This window comes from Streptococcus sp. Z556 (assembly GCF_053010225.1).
In genome coordinates this window covers 162,920-185,397 of record NZ_JBRKNU010000002.1, presented here as the reverse complement: position 1 = coordinate 185,397, position 22,478 = coordinate 162,920, and the positions used below count along the sequence as shown (strand labels likewise).

Annotated in this window: 21 protein-coding genes; all 21 read right to left on the bottom strand. The window is 41.7% G+C overall.

Annotation, left to right across the window (positions count from 1 at the left end):
- Positions 1–46: 46 nt before the first annotated feature.
- The 21 genes from ACVC7S_RS03295 to xseA all read right to left on the bottom strand — a co-directional run bounded on the left by ACVC7S_RS03295 (position 47) and on the right by xseA (position 22,467).
- The gene (locus tag ACVC7S_RS03295; RefSeq protein WP_447266172.1) at positions 47–1,363 is read right to left on the bottom strand and encodes an McrC family protein; all 1,317 of its coding nucleotides are present in this window, start codon (positions 1,361–1,363) and stop codon (positions 47–49) included.
- Positions 1,350–3,275: an McrB family protein gene (locus tag ACVC7S_RS03290; protein WP_447266171.1), complete on the bottom strand. Its 1,926-nt coding sequence runs from the start codon at positions 3,273–3,275 to the stop codon at positions 1,350–1,352. The genes ACVC7S_RS03295 and ACVC7S_RS03290 overlap by 14 nt, the downstream gene beginning before the upstream one ends.
- Before the next feature lie 150 nt (positions 3,276–3,425).
- Positions 3,426–4,205, bottom strand: coding sequence for an L-threonylcarbamoyladenylate synthase (locus ACVC7S_RS03285; protein WP_447266170.1), 780 nt, complete (start codon positions 4,203–4,205; stop codon positions 3,426–3,428).
- Between the two features lie 29 nt (positions 4,206–4,234).
- Positions 4,235–4,828, bottom strand: a complete 594-nt coding sequence (gene leuD, locus ACVC7S_RS03280) for a 3-isopropylmalate dehydratase small subunit (protein ID WP_447266169.1) — start codon at positions 4,826–4,828, stop codon at positions 4,235–4,237.
- 9 nt (positions 4,829–4,837) lie between these two features.
- Complete coding sequence (leuC, locus tag ACVC7S_RS03275) at positions 4,838–6,220, bottom strand: 3-isopropylmalate dehydratase large subunit (RefSeq protein ID WP_447266168.1); 1,383 nt, start codon at positions 6,218–6,220, stop codon at positions 4,838–4,840.
- A gap of 3 nt (positions 6,221–6,223) precedes the next feature.
- Complete coding sequence (locus tag ACVC7S_RS03270; protein WP_447266167.1) at positions 6,224–6,493, bottom strand: DUF1294 domain-containing protein; 270 nt, start codon at positions 6,491–6,493, stop codon at positions 6,224–6,226.
- Positions 6,490–7,527, bottom strand: coding sequence for a 3-isopropylmalate dehydrogenase (leuB, locus tag ACVC7S_RS03265; protein WP_447266166.1), 1,038 nt, complete (start codon positions 7,525–7,527; stop codon positions 6,490–6,492). Before leuB ends, ACVC7S_RS03270 begins: the two co-directional genes overlap by 4 nt.
- A gap of 11 nt (positions 7,528–7,538) precedes the next feature.
- Positions 7,539–9,101, bottom strand: a complete 1,563-nt coding sequence (locus ACVC7S_RS03260; RefSeq protein WP_447266165.1) for a 2-isopropylmalate synthase — start codon at positions 9,099–9,101, stop codon at positions 7,539–7,541.
- A gap of 314 nt (positions 9,102–9,415) precedes the next feature.
- On the bottom strand, positions 9,416–10,072 hold the full coding sequence (locus ACVC7S_RS03255; RefSeq protein WP_447266164.1) for an MmcQ/YjbR family DNA-binding protein: 657 nt from the start codon (positions 10,070–10,072) through the stop codon (positions 9,416–9,418).
- A gap of 43 nt (positions 10,073–10,115) precedes the next feature.
- Entirely contained in the window at positions 10,116–10,748 is a 633-nt protein-coding gene (locus ACVC7S_RS03250) for a copper homeostasis protein CutC (protein WP_447266163.1), read from the bottom strand.
- A 92-nt stretch (positions 10,749–10,840) separates the two neighbouring features.
- Positions 10,841–11,200, bottom strand: a complete 360-nt coding sequence (locus ACVC7S_RS03245) for a YbaN family protein (protein WP_001220361.1) — start codon at positions 11,198–11,200, stop codon at positions 10,841–10,843.
- 106 nt (positions 11,201–11,306) lie between these two features.
- Positions 11,307–13,394 (bottom strand): type I DNA topoisomerase, encoded by a 2,088-nt coding sequence (gene topA / locus ACVC7S_RS03240; protein ID WP_447266162.1) that lies wholly within the window; start codon positions 13,392–13,394, stop codon positions 11,307–11,309.
- 117 nt (positions 13,395–13,511) lie between these two features.
- A complete protein-coding gene (gene dprA / locus ACVC7S_RS03235; RefSeq protein WP_000705343.1) occupies positions 13,512–14,360 on the bottom strand; it encodes a DNA-processing protein DprA in 849 nt (282 codons plus the stop codon).
- Between the two features lie 167 nt (positions 14,361–14,527).
- Entirely contained in the window at positions 14,528–16,351 is a 1,824-nt protein-coding gene (gene lepA / locus ACVC7S_RS03230) for a translation elongation factor 4 (RefSeq protein ID WP_336314868.1), read from the bottom strand.
- Positions 16,352–16,429: 78 nt separating this feature from the next.
- Positions 16,430–17,158: a metallophosphoesterase family protein gene (locus tag ACVC7S_RS03225; protein WP_447266161.1), complete on the bottom strand. Its 729-nt coding sequence runs from the start codon at positions 17,156–17,158 to the stop codon at positions 16,430–16,432.
- Positions 17,159–18,826 carry a DNA repair protein RecN gene (gene recN, locus ACVC7S_RS03220; RefSeq protein WP_447266160.1) on the bottom strand — a complete coding sequence of 556 codons (1,668 nt, stop codon included), beginning with the start codon at positions 18,824–18,826 and terminating at the stop codon, positions 17,159–17,161. It lies immediately after the preceding gene.
- A 6-nt stretch (positions 18,827–18,832) separates the two neighbouring features.
- Positions 18,833–19,264 carry an arginine repressor gene (locus ACVC7S_RS03215; RefSeq protein ID WP_001034393.1) on the bottom strand — a complete coding sequence of 144 codons (432 nt, stop codon included), beginning with the start codon at positions 19,262–19,264 and terminating at the stop codon, positions 18,833–18,835.
- Positions 19,257–20,072 (bottom strand): TlyA family RNA methyltransferase, encoded by an 816-nt coding sequence (locus ACVC7S_RS03210; RefSeq protein ID WP_447266159.1) that lies wholly within the window; start codon positions 20,070–20,072, stop codon positions 19,257–19,259. Before ACVC7S_RS03210 ends, ACVC7S_RS03215 begins: the two co-directional genes overlap by 8 nt.
- Complete coding sequence (locus ACVC7S_RS03205; RefSeq protein ID WP_447266158.1) at positions 20,065–20,940, bottom strand: polyprenyl synthetase family protein; 876 nt, start codon at positions 20,938–20,940, stop codon at positions 20,065–20,067. Before ACVC7S_RS03205 ends, ACVC7S_RS03210 begins: the two co-directional genes overlap by 8 nt.
- Entirely contained in the window at positions 20,937–21,149 is a 213-nt protein-coding gene (locus tag ACVC7S_RS03200; protein ID WP_000043226.1) for an exodeoxyribonuclease VII small subunit, read from the bottom strand. The genes ACVC7S_RS03205 and ACVC7S_RS03200 overlap by 4 nt, the downstream gene beginning before the upstream one ends.
- The gene (gene xseA, locus ACVC7S_RS03195) at positions 21,127–22,467 is read right to left on the bottom strand and encodes an exodeoxyribonuclease VII large subunit (protein ID WP_447266157.1); all 1,341 of its coding nucleotides are present in this window, start codon (positions 22,465–22,467) and stop codon (positions 21,127–21,129) included. The genes ACVC7S_RS03200 and xseA overlap by 23 nt, the downstream gene beginning before the upstream one ends.
- Positions 22,468–22,478: the final 11 nt, after the last annotated feature.

Sequence of the window (22,478 nt, the reverse complement as noted above, 5' to 3'; positions counted from 1 at the left end):
AAACAATAATGTTCGGTTTTTATGGTTTAAATATAAAAAGTGGAGATTAGTTTCTCCCCACTTCCTTATCAATATTTCTTTTAAAAATTGCTTCGGATCTTTCCATCATTTCACAAAATTCATTATAAGATGAAGCATTCTGAGGAATTTGGATAGAAAATTTCTTCAACAAAGCTCCATAACCTGCTAGCTTTCCTATCTCATTATCAACAACCTTGTCCTTGCTCGGAAAAACAAGACCACCTTTCTCAGCTTTTAAAATATAAGAATAGGAAATCAGCTGGAATAAGTCCTCACGATTTATTCCTTTTTCAGTGAACTCCAGTTCTTTATATTTAGCATCTAAAACTATTTTTAACTCTTTATGATAAAAATCTGGAAATACTTTTCTTTCACGATTAGAAAATACTGAAATACCGTCTGTCTTATCCTTATTTCTGGGATGTACAAAACCTTTTGGCAACAAGGTATAAACATACTCTTCCCAGAGCCAGGAAACATCGAAAAGAATACCATGAATTTTTTGTTCCTGATACCCTAAACCGTGCTTTTCTTGGTTTAGGATTATCAGACAAAGTTCTTGTAACTTTCTGTACTCGTGAAAGTATGCATGACGTATAGGTTTAGATTGATTTAGTCTGATAATCTTAGCACGATCAGCTAATTTATAAGAGGGCGTTACTCGAACGATTTCTGCCACATTTTCACGGCTAGTTGAGAGATTTTCAAGAACTTCTCTCCCAATACTTTTCTGATTCTTCATGAATTCAATCGTATGCCGAATCAACTGCATAAGTGGATTATCATAGGTGAACTCCCTAGTGGTATAGGCAATATTCCCCGTAAAAGGGAGATTATTTTTCAGATGATTTCCAACATCTAGTACACCCTTTACATGACTATCGTTATGGAAAAATCGCTGGTATTCCTTATACAGACCTTTTCGAATTGCAGCTTGTAGATACTTGGGGAAGAGATACATCAAAAGTTGATAGAGCTTATCTTCACGCGACAAAGCTACATCTAAACTAGTGAGATTGATATGAAGAACCTTTTGTAAAAGATAATGCAAAAAATGGTCGTTACTTTCATCAGAAAAACGAGAGGAAATCGTCAATTTTTCCTGACCACACCCCAGAAAACCAATCACATTTCCAGTCTTAATTTCCTGATTGACAGTTTCAAAAATCTTTTGGTCCTTCTCTAAATCAGGAGTATGAGTCAAATCATTTGGAAAAATAAAGATATTATCCTCTCTAGAAAGGTTATCCAGTGTTCTATCAAGAAGAGCTTGACTTAGTTTGGGATATTCTACGATAAAGTCTTCTTTAGCAATTCTATGCTGATTATCAGTTATCCGCATTATCATCACCAGTATCTTGCTGAACTGTTTGCTCTTTATTTGTCAAATCAAATGCTTTTTTCAATGTTGCCAGAGTTTCAGACTCTTCATAAGAACCCCGCAAGTAGTCTTCTAGGAGGGGTTTAATATAATCAGACCAGAGGAATTCATAGTCAAAATTCACTTCCTTCAATTTAAGGAAATAACTTGGACCGATATGATAATGACTGTTTAATTCCTGAACGTTCTCGATAGCAGCGTTCAAGTTTCTTATACGAGTTTTTGCTTCTTCTGCATGGATACCTAGTTCTTTATCCAACATAGCAACTTGACTTTCAGCAGTAACTTCAACAAAGCGGAAACGACGACGCATAGCAAAATCAAAGGTATCCACTGAACGATCAATATCATTCATGGTTCCGATGATGTAAACATTTTCGGGGATATAAAACTTTTCATCTGTCTCATGTAAATTAGCATACTGGGTAGATACACTTCCCTTCTCACCACGATAGCCAGGGTCGATAGAGAAAAAGAGCTCCCCAAAAATCTTAGAAATCTCACCACGATTGATCTCATCGATGATGAAGACGAATTTCTTATCAGTATCAATTTCTGTTGGGGAAACATAGTCTTTCAAACCAAATCTCTTTCTCAATGTTTCTAGGACAGTTTTTCCACCACTTTTGTAGTATTCTTGCTTATTATAATTTTTATCTTTATACAACTCATAAACATATTTGCGAGGTAGTGACCATCCTGGAACACCACTATCATAATTTACTGACAAATTTTGTCTACTATTAACAGATAAGTAAGATGTTTTTGTTATATATTCTTTTTCTTCAGCAACATTTATATATTCTAAGTAAGAATCCCAAGCCTCATCAAAATTATCTTGTCCTCCAATCAATTGGGCTTCTTTTGCTTTCTGACAAAAATCTTTAAAAATACCATCCTGTAGCTTAAACTCAATAGCTCCATCCCCATTTGATACCGGTCTTAAACCCTCTACAAAATCCGTATAATCATAAGATGGGTGAAACTGTACAAAGCCGATTTGATCTTCGTTGCCATCCGTTAATTCTTTAGCAATTTCTTTAGCAAGATAAGTTTTTCCTGTACCAGGCGCACCACGGAGGATGAGGTTTTTGGATTGTAACAAGATATTACTCAAGGGATGATGAATCTTATTTTGTTCAGACATTTCTTTCTCTCCTTGCTTATTATCACTGTCTATAAAATCTTTTGAATACTCAAATAAAATACTACCCAACATTGAAGATTCTAGTTCAGGATATGTTTTAGAAAACAGTTTACAAATCTCATGATTCTGACGATAGGGCCCTCCTTGATTGCTTTGGGGAATCAACCTATTCCAAAATTCATTTTGACTATTCATATTTACTCCTAAAAAAGAAGGATTCTCAGAATAAATACAAAGTAGTTTTGTTACCACAGCAGAACGCCTAATAAATTCATTCTCTGACTGTTTCATGTCAAAGATAGGATTATTGAAATCCAACATTCTACCAGCTTGGATGATCTCATACAAATCCGATTTTAATTTGTTAAATCGGTCTTCTAGTTCTGATTCTGGAATGATTTTATTAGCTTGATTCTTATAGCTTTTGCTATCCTCATTCCAATAAATACCAAATTTTGAAGAACCTCCTCCACCAATTCCCATAAATAATGATTGGTACTTTCCTATCTCAAGAGCATAGCAAAAAGAATTACTTTTAGCACCTTTCCCAATGACGTATTCATCGATAGACATGGTTAAAATTCTATCAAGTGGCCATTCTTTAAGAAATTCTTCACGTAATTTTTCATTGTGAACACTATATTTAAATGCATCTTCTCTTAATCTTATTTTATTTTCTTGATACCAAGCATAAAAATCTTCCAAGCTAACCTTTCTTTTATCCATCAATCTTACTCCTTTTATAATAATGTTCGAATAAAAAACTATATATTTCATATATAGAATATCATATCCTATAGAAAAAGAAAAGAATTTCTAAAGAAAAAGCCCAGTGTAGAGAGCTTTATTACCTCATAACACTAGACTCTTTTTATCTTAATAATACTCACCCTGACGGTAGTCCCATGAGTTAAAGGTATCTGACAAGTGCATCATGATTTTATCAATGTCAAGCCCTTTACGGATAACGACTGGTGCTGGTGAAGTTGAACGTGCTCCTCCTTGTTCTGGGATTAGTTTGCCGTCTTTATCAACCATAGACACCATCACACCTTGCTCGTAGCGGGTTTCAATCGTTTTGTCAGGTTGGATAGATGCCACATAGTCGTCTGCTTCGATGACAAGGTCCACTGCTCCTTCGATACGTGCTCCGATCCCTTCTACCTTACCGCGGTTTCCTTTTCCAGATGGGTTAGCTGATGAGGCGTATACCATCTTGCCTTCTTCCCAAAGCTTGGCAGCCAATTGTTCACCAGCTTTACCAAACTTGATGACAAAACAGCTAGTGCCACGCACGTCTGTCATGAGTTCTTCACGACCATCACCGTATGCTTTCAATTTCTCAAAGGCTTCTGGTTTCCATGGAAGGATACAACCTAGAAGAATGTCTTCGTCCCAATGTTTTTGGTAGAAGGCTTCAATTTCTGGATTGAGTTGTGCTAAAGCGCGAAGCTCCTCCATACTACCACAAAGTACAACGCCTGGTTTGTTACGGTTACGCTCTTTTGCTTCAAACTTGCGTTCAAGTCCCGCTTTATCGCTTGTCATGATGATGTAACCAACTTTTGTAGGGCAAACAATGCACCCGCCCTCACCTTTTAAAATGTCATAGCCTTCTTGTGAAAGTGTTCCGTTCCATTGAATGTGTTTTGTCATAATTCTATAGTTCCTTTTCTATTTTTATTCTATTCCTGCCAATAGGCTGGGCGTTGTTTTTCATAAGCAGCAATCAAATCTTCATACTGCAAAGTAATACCGATATCATCCAAACCATTTAAGAGTTTGTGTTTCCATTCGCTATCAATTTCAAAAGTGAATTCTCCAACTGGTGAGATGATTTTTTGTTGTTCCAAGTCTACAGTTACCTGGTCGATCGGTTTGAGTTGGGCTAGCTTTTCTCTAACCTCCCTAGGCTGAACAATAGGCAACATACCATTATTGAGTTCATTATTGTAATGAATGTCACCGAAAGATCCTGCAATCACGACTTTAAAACCATAGTCAGCTAGAGCCCAAGCTGCGTGTTCTCTGGACGACCCTGCCCCAAAGTTATCCCCTGAGATGAGAATACTGGCTTTTCGATATTCAGGTCTGTTAAAGACAAAGTCTGGGTCCTCGGTATACTTGTCGTCCAAATATCGCCAAGCATACATGAGGTACTTACCAAAGCCTTTTTTATCAATTAACTTGAGAAACTGCTTGGGAAGGATTTGGTCAGTGTCGATGTTATCATTCATGAGAGGAACGGTCGTTCCCGTATAAACTGTAAATTTCTCCATATCCTCTCCTTACTGGGCTTCTGGCATCTGCCGAACATCTACGAAGCGCCCTGCGATAGCTGCCGCCGCTGCCATCGCTGGACTGCAGAGATGGGTCTTAGCCCCAAATCCCTGTCTGTCTTCAAAGTTGCGGTTACTGGTTGAAGCACAGTGGACACCATCAGGTACCTTGTCTGGATTCATCCCTAGACACATGGAGCAACCTGGGTCTCTCCACTCAAAGCCAGCATCTAAGAAGACCATATCCAAGCCCAACTTCTCAGCGGCTCGTTTCACAGGACGAGAGCCCGGAACTACAATTGCTGTTAGATTGGGAGCTATTTTCTTTCCTTTGACAAATCGCGCGGCCAGTTGCAAGTCGCTGAGACGAGCATTGGTACAAGACCCGATAAAGATATAGCCTAGTTCAATATCTGCTGGCTTCTGACCAGGCTCCAAGTCCATGTAATGATAAGCTCGCTCATCATTCATATCCTTAATTTCTGGAAAACTACTGTCAAAGTCGACGCCCATAGCAGGATTGGTTCCCCAGGTTACCATAGGTGCCAAGTCAGAGACATCCATCTGGATAACCTTATCATAAATAGCATCACTATCACTGACAAGCGTCTTCCAGTCAGCAACCGCCTCTTCGAAAGCTTCTGGAACACATTCCCGTCCCTTGAGATAGTCATAAGTCGTCTGATCTGGATTCATGATGCCCATTTTAGAGCCAAACTCGATGGACATATTGCAGATGGTCATTCTCTCTTCCATGGTTAGAGCATCAATCGCTTGCCCACGATATTCCACCACATAGCCTACACCACAGGCAACACCATACTTGGCAATCAAGGCTAAAATGTAATCCTTAGAATAAACTCCTTTTTGAGGAACACCAGTGAATTCTACCAGCATTTTCTTGGGTTTAACCTGCCAGAGCGTCTGAGTAGCGAAGACATGCTCAACCTCACTAGTCCCAATCCCAAAGGCGATAGCTCCGAAAGCTCCGTGGGTAGCTGTATGGCTATCGCCACAGACGATGAATTTTCCTGGTTGCGTCCGTCCTGTTTCTGGACCTACCATGTGAACGATTCCCTGCTTTTCAGAACCGTGGGCCGCATGTTCAATCCCGAATTCCTCAACATTCTCTGCTAGCTTATCAATTTGAGCCTTAGAAATCACATCTCGAATATCGTAGATATTGACAGTTGGTACATTGTGGTCAAAGGTTCCAAATGTCAAGTCTGGTCGTCTCAATCTGCGGCCTGCATCTCGTAATCCTTGAAAAGCTTGGGGACTGGTCACTTCATGAATATAGTGCTGGTCCACATACATGAGTTGGGGCTGCCCCTCTTCTCCTATGATGACATGGCGGTCCCATAGTTTATCAAAAATCGATTTTCCTGCCATCCATTACCTCCAAATAAAATATAGGGCTACTAGTGTGGTTACCATCCCAAGGAACCAAACCGTTTTAAAATACCATTTTCTAGTCTTATGGTGAAAGGTCATTCCTGCTAACCATGCACCAAAACCACCACAGACAAGTGCTATCGTCAAGAGAATCTTCTCTGGGATGCGCCAAGCACCTTTTCTTGCCTTGGATTTGTCGATTCCATATATAATGAAAATTATGACATTCCAAATCAAGAGGGTAAGCGTGATTCCTTCATTTATCTTCATAGTCTTTCAATGATGGCTTCCGTCATTTCCTTGGTAGAAGCCTTTCCTCCTATATCTCTCGTTAAAATTCCTGCTGCCAAACTGGCTTCAACAGCATGTTCGATACACTCTGCATCCTCAAAACATCCAAAACTATCTCTCAACATCATGGCTACTGATAAAATCATGGAAATAGGATTGGCAATTCCCTGACCAGCAATATCAGGTGCCGAACCGTGAATGGGCTCATAGAGACTTGGGCCATTTTCAGAATGACTAGCTGATGGCATGACTCCAAGTGTACCAGATAGAACACTTGATTCATCAGATAAGATATCTCCGAAAAGATTCTCTGTCACGATGACATCAAACTTGGCAGGATTAGTAATCATAAGCATGGCAGCTGAGTCCACCAACTGGTGCTCCAAGGTCACATCTGGGAAATCCTTGGCAACCTCCTCAGCTACACTGCGCCAGAGTTTTGAGGTTGCTAGAACATTTTGCTTATCAATGCTGGTGAGGATTTTTCTCCGACTCTTTGCTATTTCAAAAGCCTTGCGAAGAATTCGCTCCACTTCCTCATAGCTGTAGTCGTTGATATCACGCGCTTTTCGATCTTTAAGAATATGATCCCCAAAGTAAATACCTCCTGTCAACTCACGCACCACGACAAAGTCTACACCAGCAATTCGTTCAGGTTTGAGAGGCGACAAATGCTTGAGACTGTCAAAGATTTTTACAGGACGAATATTGGCATAAAGATTGAGTTCCTTACGGAGGGCCAGCAGTCCTTGTTCAGGCCGAATCGCTGCCCCATCATACTGGGGACTACCAATAGCCGCTAGGAGAATAGCATCTGCTCCTCTACATGCCTTGAGGGTCTCATCAGGTAAGGGATGCCCCTCAGCATCAATACCTGCCCCTCCAAAAGGTCGCCCATCTATCTCATAGTCAAAGCCTGTTTTTTCAGCTAGGGCCTCCAAAACTTCCAAACCAGCTTCCATGATTTCTGGGCCGATTCCATCTCCTGCTAGAGCTACTATTTTTTTTGTCATAGCCTTCTCCTTTACACACTAGGCATATCGCGGTAGGAAACACTACGCCCCATCTCACCAGCATTCTCCTTTTGAACAAAGGTATTGGCATTGATGTAGGCAATAGCCGAAGCCTTCAGTACATCGAAATCAAGCCCTGCTGCGTTAAAGATGGTCTCTGTATCTCTATTTTCAACAGTGACCAATACCCGAGCCTGGGCATCGATCCCATCTGTCACCGCGTCAATTGTGTAAGACACCAAGCGAACAGATTGGTTAAAGAATTTGTCGATGGCGTTGAAGATAGCCTCAACAGAACCTTGTCCTGTCGCATTAAACTCAACCTTATCACCATCCATATTAGCAAGGCTGACAATTGCTTCAATGTCATTATCCGCATGGGTTTGAAGTTGTAAATCATCAAAGTGGAATCCTTCTGGGTTTTCAACCATGATTCCAGCTACCAGCGCACGAATATCTGCATCTGTGATTTCTTGCTTTTTGTCTGCCAACGCCTTGAATTTAGCAAAGAGTGGTTTGATGTCTTCTTCAGTAAAGTCTAGGGCCAATTCCCTTAGTTTCTCAACAAAGGCATGGCGACCTGACAATTTACCAAGCGGAAGACTGTTACACTTGACACCAACCAATTCAGGTGTAATGATTTCATAGGTAAGAGGATTTTTAAGAACCCCATCTTGGTGAATACCCGATTCATGAGAGAAGGCATTACCACCAACAACCGCCTTGTTTTTAGGAACTGGAATACCTGAGAAGCGAGAAACCATTTCTGACGTATTGATGGTTTCGTTTAGGATAATGCTTGTCTCAGCTTGGTAGTAATCTTGGCGAATATTGAGCGCCACTGCAATTTCTTCCAATGCAGCATTGCCAGCTCGCTCCCCGATACCATTGATGGTTCCTTCGACTCGTCCTGCTCCATTCTTAACAGCAGCAAGGCTATTAGCCACTGCCATTCCGAGGTCATCGTGACAGTGAGGCGAATAGATGATCTGACGATCGGTCTTGACATTCTCAATTAAGTATTTGAAGATGGCACCATATTCCTCTGGCGTAGTAAATCCAACCGTGTCAGGGATATTGATGTAGGTCGCACCTGCATCCACAGCTGTCTGAACAACTTGCAAGAGGAAATCCAATTCTGTTCTGGTCGCATCCTCTGGAGAAAATTCGACAATTTCAAACTTAGAACGAGCATAAGAAACATGTTCACTGATTGCTTCCAAAATCTCTCCCTTGCTCTTATTGAGCTTATACTTACGGTGAATCGGACTAGTCGCGATAAAGACGTGAACCTGAGGATACTTGGCATCCTTGAGCGCCTCATAACAAGCATCTATATCAGACTTGACCGAACGGGCCAAACCTGTCACTGCTGTTTTCTTCAAGACCTTGGCAATCTCCTGAACTGCTGTAAATGAATCTGGACTCGCCGCTGGAAAACCAGCTTCGATAGCCGAAATCCCCCATTTCTCCAGCTGTCTTGCAATGGCGACCTTTTCCTTGATTGAAAAATTAACGCCTGGTGTCTGCTCACCATCACGGAGACTGGTATCTAGAAACTCAACTCTACGCATGAGAATTCCCCCTTCAAAATTTCAGTATAGAAAAAACATCTCGCTCGGAAACCCAAGCGAGATGTTGATTTACTCCCGCTTGGTAAGCCAAACAGGACTAATGCTTCTGCACTAGCCCGAGTACCTCAACAACAAAGCAAATTGATTAAACTTAGCTGTTTTCATGTTTGACTTTCTCCTTCGTTTGATGTCTTGTTAAGTATTTTAGCATAGGAAAAATCTCTTGTCAAGAAAAAATCCAATATTTTCTGAAAATTTCTTCAGTAAAGAATATTTTGCTAATTGAAAGTATTTGAAAACACAAGGGAATTTCCTTACTTTTTCAATGTCAAATTCCAACTGATTTCTAGCAAATCTAGAACTTCGTTATCCGATAAACTATCATCAAGAGCAAGACTAATCCAGTAGCGTTTGTTCATATGAAAGGCTGGATAAATACCCTTTTGTGAGAGTAAGTTAGCAACGCAGTCATGTTTGAGGTTGACGGCTTCCACTAGCCCTTCTCTCCCCTTATCTAGCCTATCCCAAGGAATTCTCATTAAAACAGCATACCATTTTTGATTACCTTCATGGCGTAATACAGCTGTATCAGGCGATTTTTCCCATAGATATTCCAACTGATCACCATACTTTTCTTGAACTTGAGCCATGATTCGCTTAGTCTGAGGGCAGATAAAATCCTGCACATCAAAGCAAGCCTTCCGAATCTGGTAAAGAATCTCCAAACAAGCCTCACGAACACTTCCGACAAAAGACCCTCTCATACTTTCCATATGGACTTGAGGATAAAGGTCACCAGTCTCCTGATCAAAAACTTGAAAGCTCACATTATCCGTTGTGATGGACACATTCATGACAAAGTCTCCATCCAAAATCTGGAAACTGTAGGTCCAGACTCCCTCATTTTCTATAAAACCATAGACACGAGCTTTTTCTTGATTAAACTGATAGGATTTAAAAATTTCAAACATAAGTGAAAACTGCTACCCAAAGCTAGCAGTTCCTTTCTATTTTTTAAAAGACAACCTTGGTACCGTGCAATTGAGTCACACCAAGTTGGTCGATGAAGGTTTGACGGTTGTCTAAGTCAATCCCCCCACCTGGTAAGATTTCAATTTTACCTTTTGCATGTTCCAAAATTCTGTGATAATTAGCGAAACGTTTCTCTAGCGAGTCTCCAGACACACCAGCACGAGTTAAGATACGAGTGACTCCGGCTTGGCTGAGCCAGTCAATGGCTTCCAACTGGTCTTCTTCGCTCAATTCATCAAAGGCCATGTGGAAGACAATTTCCATTCCTTTTGATGCGGCAATCAGCTTCTCTAGATTAACCTTATCCAACTTCTTATCAGCAGTTAAAGCACCAAAGACAACCCCTTGGCTACCTGCTTGAGCAGTCAAACGAATGTCTTCTAGCATGATGGCAATTTCCAGATCCTGATAAACAAAGTCGCCACCACGTGGACGAATCATGGTCATGATGGTGCTATCGTAGTTAGCGGCCAATTCAACAGCTGCCTTGGTTACTCCATAGCTTGGTGTTGTCCCACCAACTGCTAAATTATCACAAAGTTCGATTCGACGAGCTCCAGCCTGCATCGCTTTTTCAAGCAAGGTCACATTTTCAGCACAAAATTCGTAAATCATTTGTTTCTCCTTGAAGATTACTTTTAATTTATTATATCATATTATTTAAATATGATTTCATTTTTATCAAGGCAAATAACTACTATTTTTATCTATTCTTTGTCAGGAATGACTTTAAAGAGGTAGTAGGTGATAAAGATAGTCAAGGCTCCCAGACCAATTTTGACTGGCAAAAGAGGGGCAAAATAAATAGAAATCCCCATCAAGATATAGATGGATACGATGATTTTTTTCTTGCGTTCTCGCGCGATAGACTTGGTCTCGCGAAAGTCAGCTACATAAGTCTGATAGAGCTTGGTGTGATAAAGCCAGTCTTCAAATCTCTTTGAAGACTTGGAAAAGCAAGCAATTGATAGCAAAAGGAAGGGCGTTGTTGGCAAGAGGGGCAAGACAACCCCAACAAGAGCCAAGGCTAAAGAAATAAAACCAATAACTAGGTAAATAATACGCATGTCTTCTCCTAATTGAAATAATCTTCTACTAGTTTCCCACAAAGTGAGGAAATTTGTCAAGCTTCAAGTAAAAAGAGCCTGAAATTTATTTTCAGGACTCTTCGTGTTATTTAATTTTCTCTTCTTCGTAGTCGCCATTACTACACACAATCTGCTTGCCACCACCACGGACTTTCTTCTCCATAAGGAAGTGTCCGCATTTTGGACAATCACGTCCAATTGGTTTGTCCCAGGAAGTAAATTCACATTCTGGGTAACGATTGCAACCATAGAAGATACGATTGCGCTTGGTTTTGCGTTCAATGATTTGTCCTTGATGACAGCTTGGACACTCGACACCAATCTCCTTAACAATCGCTTGTGTGTGACGACAGTCCGGGAAATTGCTACAAGCATAGAATTTACCAAAACGGCCTAGCTTAATCACCATTGGACTTCCACAGACTTCACAGTCAAATCCAGCTGGCTCATCCTTGATCTGAATTTTTTCCATTTCAGCTTCAGCCTTGGCTACATCTTTGGAGAATGGTTTGTAAAATTCGTCAATAACACGTTGCCACTGTTCTTTTCCAACTTCGACATCATCCAGTTTTCCTTCCATTTCAGCTGTAAAGGTCACATTTACGATGTCTGGGAAATATTCAACGATGAGCTTGTTAACAATTTCTCCTAATTCTGTTGGTTCAAAGCGTTTGGCTGCCAGACGAACATAATAGCGTTTCTGGATGGTTTCAATGGTCGGAGCATAAGTTGAAGGACGACCAACACCATTTTCTTCCAAGGTCTTGATAAGAGTCGCTTCCGAATAGCGAGCAGGCGGTTGGGTGAAATGTTGTTCTGGCTTGCTATTAACTTGCTTAACCATATCTCCAACAGCCATATCTGGCAACATCTTGTTCTTGTCAGAGTCGTTGTAAATTGCTAAATAACCATCAAACTTAACTTGACTACCATTTGCTGCGAACTGAACTCCATTTTGAGAGAGCTTGACAGCCATGGTATCAAAGATAGCTCCCGTCATCTGGCTCGCTACAAAACGGTTCCAGATAAGGGTATAGAGCTTGAGCTGGTCTTTGTCCAAGTACTTAGCGATGCTTTCTGGTGTATTAAAGACGCTAGATGGACGAATGGCTTCGTGGGCATCTTGAGCACCTGAGGCATTCTTGACCTTGCTACCATGCTTGGAATACTTGCTACCAAAACGATCGTTGATGTAGCTTGCCGCTTCATTCTGAGCCACAGGACTGATGCGAGTCGAGTCTGTACGCATATAGGTAATCAGACCTTGCACTCCTGTACCGATATTAATCCCTTCATAAAGCTGTTGGGCAACCATCATGGTCTTACGAGTACGGAAATTTATTTTGTTAGCAGCATCCATTTGCATGGTTGAGGTCGTATAAGGTAGGGGCGCATTGCGTTTGCGCTCCTTCTTATCTACCTGATCCACTGTAAAATCTTTACTCGTTAGATGGGACAAGACTTCTTTGACCTCTTCATTGGTGGTCAATTTCATCTTTTTGCCATTCATACCATAAAAAGAAGCTTGAAATTGCTTGGTTCCCTTCTTAAAGACACCATCAATTGTCCAGTATTCTTCCGGTTGGAAGGCATTGATTTCATTTTCACGGTCAATGATGAGCTTAAGGGCAACAGACTGCACGCGCCCTGCTGATAAGCCCTTCTTGACCTTTTTCCACAAAATTGGCGAAATTGAATAGCCTACCAAGCGGTCCAAGACACGACGAGCTTGTTGGGCATCGACCAAGTCCATGTCAATCTTACGAGGTTCTTTAAAAGCATTTTTCACTGCGTCTTTGGTGATTTCATTAAAGACCACACGATTGGCATCATTCTCATCCAAATCAAGGATATGAGCCAAATGCCAGGAAATTGCTTCTCCTTCACGGTCCGGGTCACTCGCCAGAAAGACTTTATTGGCCTTTTTAGCTTCTTTTTTCAAGTCATTAATGAGAGGGCCTTTTCCACGGATATTGATATACTGCGGTTCATAGTTATTTTCAATGTCGACCGACATACTGGATTTTTTCAAATCACGAATATGTCCGACGCTGGCTAGAACCTTATAATTTCTGCCTAAATATTTCTCAATCGTTTTCGCCTTGGCAGGCGACTCCACGATGACTAGATTTTTCTTAACTGTTGATTTTTTCTTCTTTGTTGCCGTAGCCACACTATCACACCTTTTCAAAGTAATAAACTTTATAAAGTGTAAACCATTTTTCTATAGCTGTCAAGACCTAAGTCCTATATATAGAAGAAAAGTTTATCCGAGGGAACAAATTTCTCCTTAAAATTCAAACTCAGCTAGCACATCTTGACCACTTGTGACCAGTTTCGCTCCCTCTTGGATCAGGTGGTGACAGCCATCTGAATGGCCATCTAAAATGTTTCCTGGAATGGCAAAAACATCACGCCCTTCTTCCATTGCTCGCTCACAGGTGATGAGACTACCAGAACGCATCCTTGCCTCTGCTACTATAACTCCACGACACAATCCTGCAATGATACGATTACGGGCTGGAAAGTGAAATTTCAAGGGTTCTTCACCTGGACCGTACTCACTTAGCACTAGATGATGATTTCCAATGTAGTCCTGCAAGCGTTTATTAGCACGTGGATAAAAGACATCCAATCCTGTTCCAATGACAGCAATCGTTCGTCCTCCATTCTGGAGCGCAGCCATATGGGCAGCGGTATCGATTCCTTTTGCTAATCCACTAACCACGATTAACTCGTTTTCTAAACCTTGGATAATTTTCTGGATCGACTTAGCACCTTGACTCGAACAAGAACGACTCCCTACAAGAGCAACCTTTGGAAATTTCAATAAGTCCAGATTCCCTTTGTAAAACAAAAGAGCTGGAGCATCATAAATCTCACTCAGATCCCAAGGATAACAGTCGTCTAGAATCGAGAAGGATGGAAATTTTTGAAACTCCTTCTCCAACTGCGCATCATCAATCTGGAAATAGCGTTCCATAAAGACAGCAGGATTGCGGCAACCAGAGATTTCAGCAATATCCCCTAACAAAAGTTCCTGCTCTACAGTCTCGTCATATTCAAGAACAGTTAAAATCTGTTGATTGGTCAAGCCTGCTTTTCTTAATTTGTAAATCTCATAGTTTGTGATTTTCATATACAACTCCATTTCTTTTGCTACTCATCTATCTATTCGTAAAAAACATAAAAAGAAGACCAAGGATCTTCTTTTTTTTTATTTATTCAGCTTTCATATTTGATAGCTTACGTTTATCAAAAATAGAAAAACTCTTGAAAAATCTTCAAGAGTTTAGTTTTCTATTTCTATTCTTCATCCATGCTCAAGACGCTAAGGAAGGCTTCTTGTGGAACTTCGACAGAACCAATGGCTTTCATACGCTTCTTACCAGCTTTTTGTTTTTCAAGGAGTTTGCGTTTTCGCGAAACGTCACCACCGTAACACTTGGCAAGTACGTTTTTACGAAGGGCCTTGATATCCGTACGAGCCACAATTTTGTGTCCGATAGCTGCCTGAATTGGCACCTCAAACTGTTGACGAGGGATGATTTTCTTGAGTTTATCAACGATGAGTTTCCCACGCTCGTAGGCAAAGTCCTTGTGGACGATAAAGCTAAGAGCATCGACCTTATCACCATTGAGAAGGATATCCATTTTGACCAGCTTAGATGGACGGTACTCTGACAATTCGTAGTCAAAGCTTGCATAACCACGTGTCGAAGACTTGAGCTTATCAAAAAAGTCAAATACGATTTCAGCAAGTGGAATTTGATAGATGACATTGACACGATTGTCATCAATATAATCCATAGTCACAAAGTCCCCACGCTTGCGCTGAGCCAGTTCCATCACCGCTCCAACGAACTCCTGCGGCACCATAATCTGAGCCTTGACATACGGTTCTTCAATGGTCGCAATCTTGGTTGGATCTGGGAATTCTGATGGATTTGACACATCCATAGACTCACCGTCAGTTTGGTTAACCTTGTAGATAACAGAAGGAGCTGTCATAATGAGATCAATGTTAAACTCACGCTCTAAACGCTCTTGGATAACATCCATATGGAGGAGTCCAAGGAATCCACAACGGAAACCAAATCCAAGAGCCTGAGATGTTTCTGGTTCAAACTGCAAGCTAGCATCGTTGAGCTGCAGTTTCTCAAGTGCTTCACGAAGGTCATTGTACTTGTTTGACTCAATTGGGTAAAGACCCGCAAAGACCATAGGGTTCATCTGCTTGTAACCATCAAGTGGCTCTGTCGCAGGATTGCTTGCCAAGGTCACTGTATCTCCGACACGCGTGTCTTGAACCGTCTTGATAGAAGCCGCAATATAACCAACGTCACCTGTGGCTAGGAAATCACGCCCTACTGCTTTCGGTGTGAAAATTCCGACCTCCGTCACATCAAATGTCTTGCCATTGCTCATGAGTTGAATCTTATCGCCAGGTTTAACAACTCCGTCCATGACACGAACTTGGAGGATAACCCCACGATAAGCATCATAAACTGAGTCGAAAATCAAGGCTTTGAGTGGTGCTGTAACATCACCCGTTGGCGCTGGCACTTTCTCTACGATTTGCTCAAGAATCTCTTCAATACCAATACCAGCTTTGGCAGATGCTAAGACTGCTTCACTGGCATCCAGTCCAATGACATCCTCAATCTCCGTACGAACACGCTCAGGATCAGCTGCTGGTAGGTCAATCTTGTTAATAACAGGAAGAATTTCCAAATCATTATCCAAGGCTAGATAAACGTTGGCAAGCGTCTGCGCCTCAATCCCTTGGGCTGCATCGACCACCAAAATAGCTCCCTCACAGGCAGCTAGCGAACGCGACACTTCATAGGTAAAGTCCACATGTCCAGGCGTGTCAATCAAGTGGAAGATATAGGTCTCTCCATCTTTTGCAGTGTAATTGAGCTCAATGGCATTGAGTTTGATGGTAATCCCACGTTCACGCTCAAGATCCATACTATCCAGAAGCTGGGCTTGCATTTCACGACTAGAAACCGTCTCCGTCTTTTCCAGAATGCGGTCTGCCAGCGTTGACTTCCCGTGGTCAATATGGGCGATAATAGAAAAGTTCCGGATCTTCTCCTGTCGTTTTTTTAATTCTTCTAAATTCATGATTCTCTTCCTTTCAGGGTATCTATTTATTATAAATTGTTTTTAATATTTTGACAAGACTATACCCTGTAAGGAGTACTAATCTTCGGCAACAAAGCCATCATTTTCGATAAAGTGGTGTTCTGTCATTCCTTGGTCTGTAAAGACGATTCCATGAAGGACACCTCCGTAAACGGCTCCTCCATCCATCCCAACCTTACCATCTTCTGTCACCCAAAGGTCAGCAGTACCTGGTTTCTGATCTAGTAAACCATAGACTGGTGTATGCCCAAAGACAATGGTTTTCCCAGTATGATTGGCCGCTTCGTGGAATGGTTTTCTGAGCCAGACTTTCTTGTAATCAGTCGTTTCATGCCAATCATCCAAGGTCAAATCAATACCAGCATGCACAAAGATATACTTATCTGTCTCAACGACAAAAGGCATTTGACGAATAAATTCGACTAAATCTGCTGCTTCCGTCTCGACGCGTTTAGCGTCTTCAACTGCATCCACAGGTGCATCCAAGGGACGACCTAGGATAGAGTTAATGGTTGTATCACCACCATTTCGACGATAGTGGTCATAGCTTTCTTCAGGATTGTCCAACCATGTCAGAAACATATACTCGTGGTTTCCTGATAGACAGATAGCCCCTTGATTGTCCACCAAGTCCTTAACCATTTCTAGAACACGGCGACTATCTTCACCTCGGTCAATCAAATCCCCCAGAAAAAGCAACTGAGTTTGACCATCCCAGGTTTTGAGCAGTTCTTCTAGCATACCTGCTTTCCCGTGAACATCTCCAATTACATAATAGTCTATCATTTATTTCTCCCTCGTTTGCAATAATTCTCTCGCTTGGGTAAGAGCTGCTTCTGTTACATTCTCTCCTGCTAACATCTTAGCAACTTCCTCTACTCGCTCTTCTAAAGTCAAGAGACGAACTGTCGAAACAGTTGAGTGCTCATCACTAATCTTTTCAATAAAGAATTGATAATCCGCAATCGCAATCACTTGAGGAAGGTGAGAGATTGCTAAAACCTGACCATGTTGGCCAATCTTGTGAATCTTCTGAGCAATAGCTTGAGCAACACGACCTGAAACTCCCGTATCCACCTCATCAAAGACAATACTGGTCTTACCTTCCTTACGAGAAAAGGCAGACTTGATAGCCAACATCAGACGAGACAATTCTCCTCCAGACGCCACCTTGACTAAGGGTTTAAAGTCCTCACCTGGGTTAGTAGAAATGTAAAACTCAACTGCTTCATTTCCTTCACGGCTGAATTTGCCCTTGCTAAAGCGAACTTGAAATTGAGCCTTCTCCATATAAAGATCTTGCAACTCTTGTTTTATCTCTGCTTCTAGCTGCTGGGCCAAGTCATGGCGAGCTGAGGCAAGCTGCCCTGCCAAATCAACAAGATTGACTTCCAATTTTTTAAGCTCTGCTTCCATGTCTTCGGAGGAAAGGTTATTTCCTGTCAAGAGATTGTACTCATCCGTAATTTTAGTAAAGTAAAGCAAGACCTCATCAACAGTCCCACCATACTTACGGGTAATAGTATTCAGAAGGTCTAAGCGATTTTCAACCTGCATGAGGCGATTGCCATCAAAATCCAAGTCCTCAATAATATCTTCCAAACGCTTGCTAATATCTTCTAAAACATAGTAGGTTTCTGATAGAGAACTTGAAATTTCACGGTATTCAGGATCGTATTCTTCAACACTTTCCATGTCATTCATAGCGGAACGAACATTAGCAAGACTTGAGAATTCCTCATTGTCCAACATACTGTAGGCATTGGTTAGCGTATCCGCAATATTTTTATGGTTGAGGAGTTTATCTCGTTCTTGGTTGAGAGCCAAGTCTTCACCAGCCTGTAAATTTGCCGCCTCAATCTCTGCCATTTGAAATTCCAACATCTCAATACGAGCCTTGTGTTCCTGCTGATTTTTCTTGACTTTAAGAACTTGTTTACGCATTTTGCGATAGGCGTCAAAGCTTGTCTGATAGGCTTGTTTCAACTCAAAAAATGCTGCATCACCAAATTCATCCAACATTTGGATATGGAGTTGCGGACGCATTAACTCTTCTTGGTCATGTTGTCCATGAATATCGACAAGATGCTGGCCGATTGCACGCAGGACAGAAAGATTGACCATCTGTCCATTCACGCGACTAACACTTCGCCCATTTTGAAGAATTTCACGACGAATGATAATCTCATCCCCCAATTCCAAGCCTTGCTCCTCAAAAAGTTCTTGCAAAGAACGACTATTCTCAACAGAGAAAAGCCCTTCAATCTCAGCCTTAGGAGCACCATGACGAATGACATCCGTAGCCGCTCTAGCTCCTAGCATCATGTTCATAGCATCGATGATGATTGATTTACCAGCACCTGTCTCACCAGTTAAGACTGTCATGCCTTTTTCAAAATTAAGCGAAATCGCCTCTATAATGGCAAAATTTTTAATCGAAATTTCAAGTAACATATCGACCTACCATTTTTTAACTTGTTCAGATATTTCCTTAGCTGCTTCCTCTGTTTTTGCCACAATCAAGATTGAATTGTCATCCGCAATGCAGCTAAAAATCTTATCAGAAAATGCTGCAACCAACTGACCTTTCACAAATACTGTGTTTCCAGGAATAACATTGAGGTTAAGCATGTTACCCATTACTTGAGAACCTTCGATGTTATTCTCAGCCAACTGCAAACTCTTCACAATTGATTTTGGCAATTCATAGATATAAGTGTTGTTTTTCAAAGGAATTTTAACAATACCAAGCTCTTTGATGTCTCTTGACACAGTAGCTTGAGTGGCAGAGATACCTGCTTCCTTTAAGTGCTCAACGATTTCTTCCTGTGTTCCGATTTGGTAATCCGTAACAAATCTTCTAATTTTTTCAAGTCTTTCTTTTTTATTCATCTTTAAATTCTCTATGTGCTCTCTCTACAACTTTTTCTATTTCAGGGGCAACTTGGTTACTTGCTCCATCTTCCTTTTTCAAATATGCCAGAAATTCGATGTTTCCATGTCCTCCTTGGATTGGTGAATAGTCTAATCCAAGTACAGAAAAGCCTTGCTCAACCGCCATAGCAGTGACTGATTCAAGGACATGTTGGTGAACCTTAGCATCACGAATGATCCCATTTTTCCCGATTTGCTCCCGACCTGCTTCAAACTGAGGTTTGACAAGTGCTACCACCTGGCCTTGATCAGCCAAAACTCGATGTAGGGCTGGTAAGATCAGACTAAGGGAAATAAAACTCACATCAATACTGGCAAAACTTGGTTCCTGCTCAAAGTCAGTCTTTTCTGCATAGCGGAAATTAAACTGCTCCATGCTGACAACCCGAGGATCTTGGCGCAATTTCCAGGCTAACTGATTGGTCCCAACATCCACCGCGTAGACAAGCTCAGCACCATTTTGCAACATGACATCGGTAAAGCCACCAGTAGAAGCCCCAATATCAATCGTGGTCGCCCCATCCACTGACAAATCAAAGACCTGCAAGGCCTTTTCCAGTTTCAAACCACCACGGCTGACATACTTGAGTTTTTCACCTTTGAGTTTTAGCTCAGTATCGTCTGGGATTTTCTCTCCTGGTTTGTCAAAACGCTCTCCATTAAGAACAGACACAACGAGCCCAGCCATAACACCTCGCTTGGCTTGTTCTCGTGTCTCAAACAAACCCTGTTTATAAGCTAGTACATCCACTCTTTCCTTAGCCATTGATTCTCAAACTTTCTACTACTTTCACAATCGGCTCTGTTTCAAAGCTGACTTGCTGGGAAATTTCTTCTAATTTCGCATTGGCTTGATCCAGAGTTTCGTTACAAAAGGCAACGGCCTCCTCCAAGCCCAACAAGGCTGGATAGGTTGACTTTTCTGCCTGCAAATCCTTTTGTGGTGTCTTGCCGATTTCCTCAAAACTAGCGGTCACATCTAGCACATCATCTCGAACTTGAAAGGCAAGGCCAATCAATTCACCCACAGTTTTCAATTTTGCTTGGATTTCAGGTGCCAATTCTGCTAGGATAGCAGCTGCTTGGAAAGGATAGGCAAGTAACTTACCTGTTTTATTAGCATGAATGGTCTGAAGTTCTTCCAAGGACAAGTGCTGACGTTCACCCTCCATGTCCAGAACCTGCCCTGCCACCATGCCCAAACTACCTGACGCAAGGGATAAGTTGGCTATCAAGTCCACCTTGATCTGACTTGGCAAATCTGCCTGCGCAATCAAGGCATAAGGATCTAGGAACAAAGCATCTCCAGCCAAAATGGCCATCGCTTCGCCAAATTTCTTATGATTGGTCAAGCGTCCCCGACGGTAATCATCATCATCCATAGCAGGAAGATCATCATGAATCAAACTTCCAGTATGAATCATTTCCAAAGCCGCTGCCACTTGAGCATGTGCTGGTTGGATAACTACTTGCAAGGATTCCAGAACTTCTAACAAGAGAAAAGGACGAATACGCTTGCCACCGGCATGAATGGAGTAGAGAACAGACTCTCGTAAACTAGAGGCAAACTGTTGGTCTCCATAAAATTCCTCCAAAGCCGACTCCACAAGAGCTAATTTTTCTTGCTTCTTCATTCAAAATCACTTTCTGTTCCATCTTCTTGCATAACCTTAACCAAGGTCTTTTCAGCCTTGTCCAAGGTCGCTTGGAGCTCTTTTGACAAGACCATGCCCTTTTGAAAGGCAGCAATCGCATCTTCCAGAGCAATTTCACCATTTTCTAAACTTTGGACAATGGTCTCCAGTTCTGCTAGATTTTCCTCAAATTTCTTTTGTTTTGACATCTTTAACCTCTAATTCTACCTGACCGTCTCGCATCAAAAGCGTCACTTGGTCTTTTTTCTTTAAACTCTCAACCGAATCCACAACGGACTCTTCTTTTTTGACAATTGCATAACCACGCGCCACAATTCGGCTAGTATCCAACATCAACAATGCTTCCGAAAGGCGCTTGACCTCAGCAACCTTGGCATCATAAACTAACGCCATTTGGCTAAGGAGCAGCTTGTCCAACTGAGCAAGCCGATCTTGATAGCGTTGGATTTTAGGAACAGGAGATAATTGCACCAATTGGTGTGTCCTTGCTTGGACTAAATGTTTGCTATCAGAAATCCGTGTTCGCAAACTTTGTTTTAAGCGCAGCTGCAGTTGGTCCAAGCGTTGCAAATAACCATCATACAAGCGCTCTGGCTGTCTAAAAATCACAGACTGGCTGCATTTTTTCAGAGCTTCTTTTTTTCTTGACAGGACATTCTGAACTGCTGTCGTCATCCGTTTTTCTTGATTCTGCAAATGCGTCAAGAGATCCAACTTAGTGACAGGTGTTGCCAGTTCAGCTGCAGCCGTTGGGGTCGCCGCTCTGCGATCCGCTACAAAATCTGCCAAGGTCACATCCGTCTCATGCCCCACACTAGAAATGATTGGCAAGCGAGATTCAAAAATAGCCCGTACCACAATCTCTTCGTTAAAGGCCCAGAGATCCTCGATGGAACCCCCACCACGACCAATGATGAGGACATCTAGATCCTCACGCTGATTGGCACGAGCAATATTCCGTGCTATTTCCTCTGCTGCTCCATCTCCTTGCACCTTGGTCGGATAGAGAAGGATATCGACACCAGGAAAACGTCTGCTCACGGTTGTGATAATATCCTGGATGACTGCGCCACTGCGACTGGTTACTACACCAATTCTCTTAGCAAACTGGGGCAGAGGCTGCTTGAACCGTTCTTGAAAGAGACCTTCTTCCGTTAGTTTTTTCTTGAGTTGTTCAAACTGAATCGCAAGCGCACCAACTCCATCAGGTTCAGCCTTCTCAATGATGATAGAATAGCTCCCGCTCGGTTCATAAACCTGAACTCGCCCAATCACATTGATTTTCATCCCTTCTTCGAGGTCGAAACCTAATTTCTGATATATCCCTGACCAGATGGTCGCTTGAATGACTGCGTGGTCATCTTTTAGGGAGAAATATTGGTGAGTAGGTCGTTTACGAAAGTTGGAAACTTGACCAGTTAAATAGACCCGTTCCAAGTAAGGGTCTTTATCGAATTTCATTTTCAGATACTTGGTCAAAGTTGTTACCGATAAATACTTTTCCATCTCCACCTACT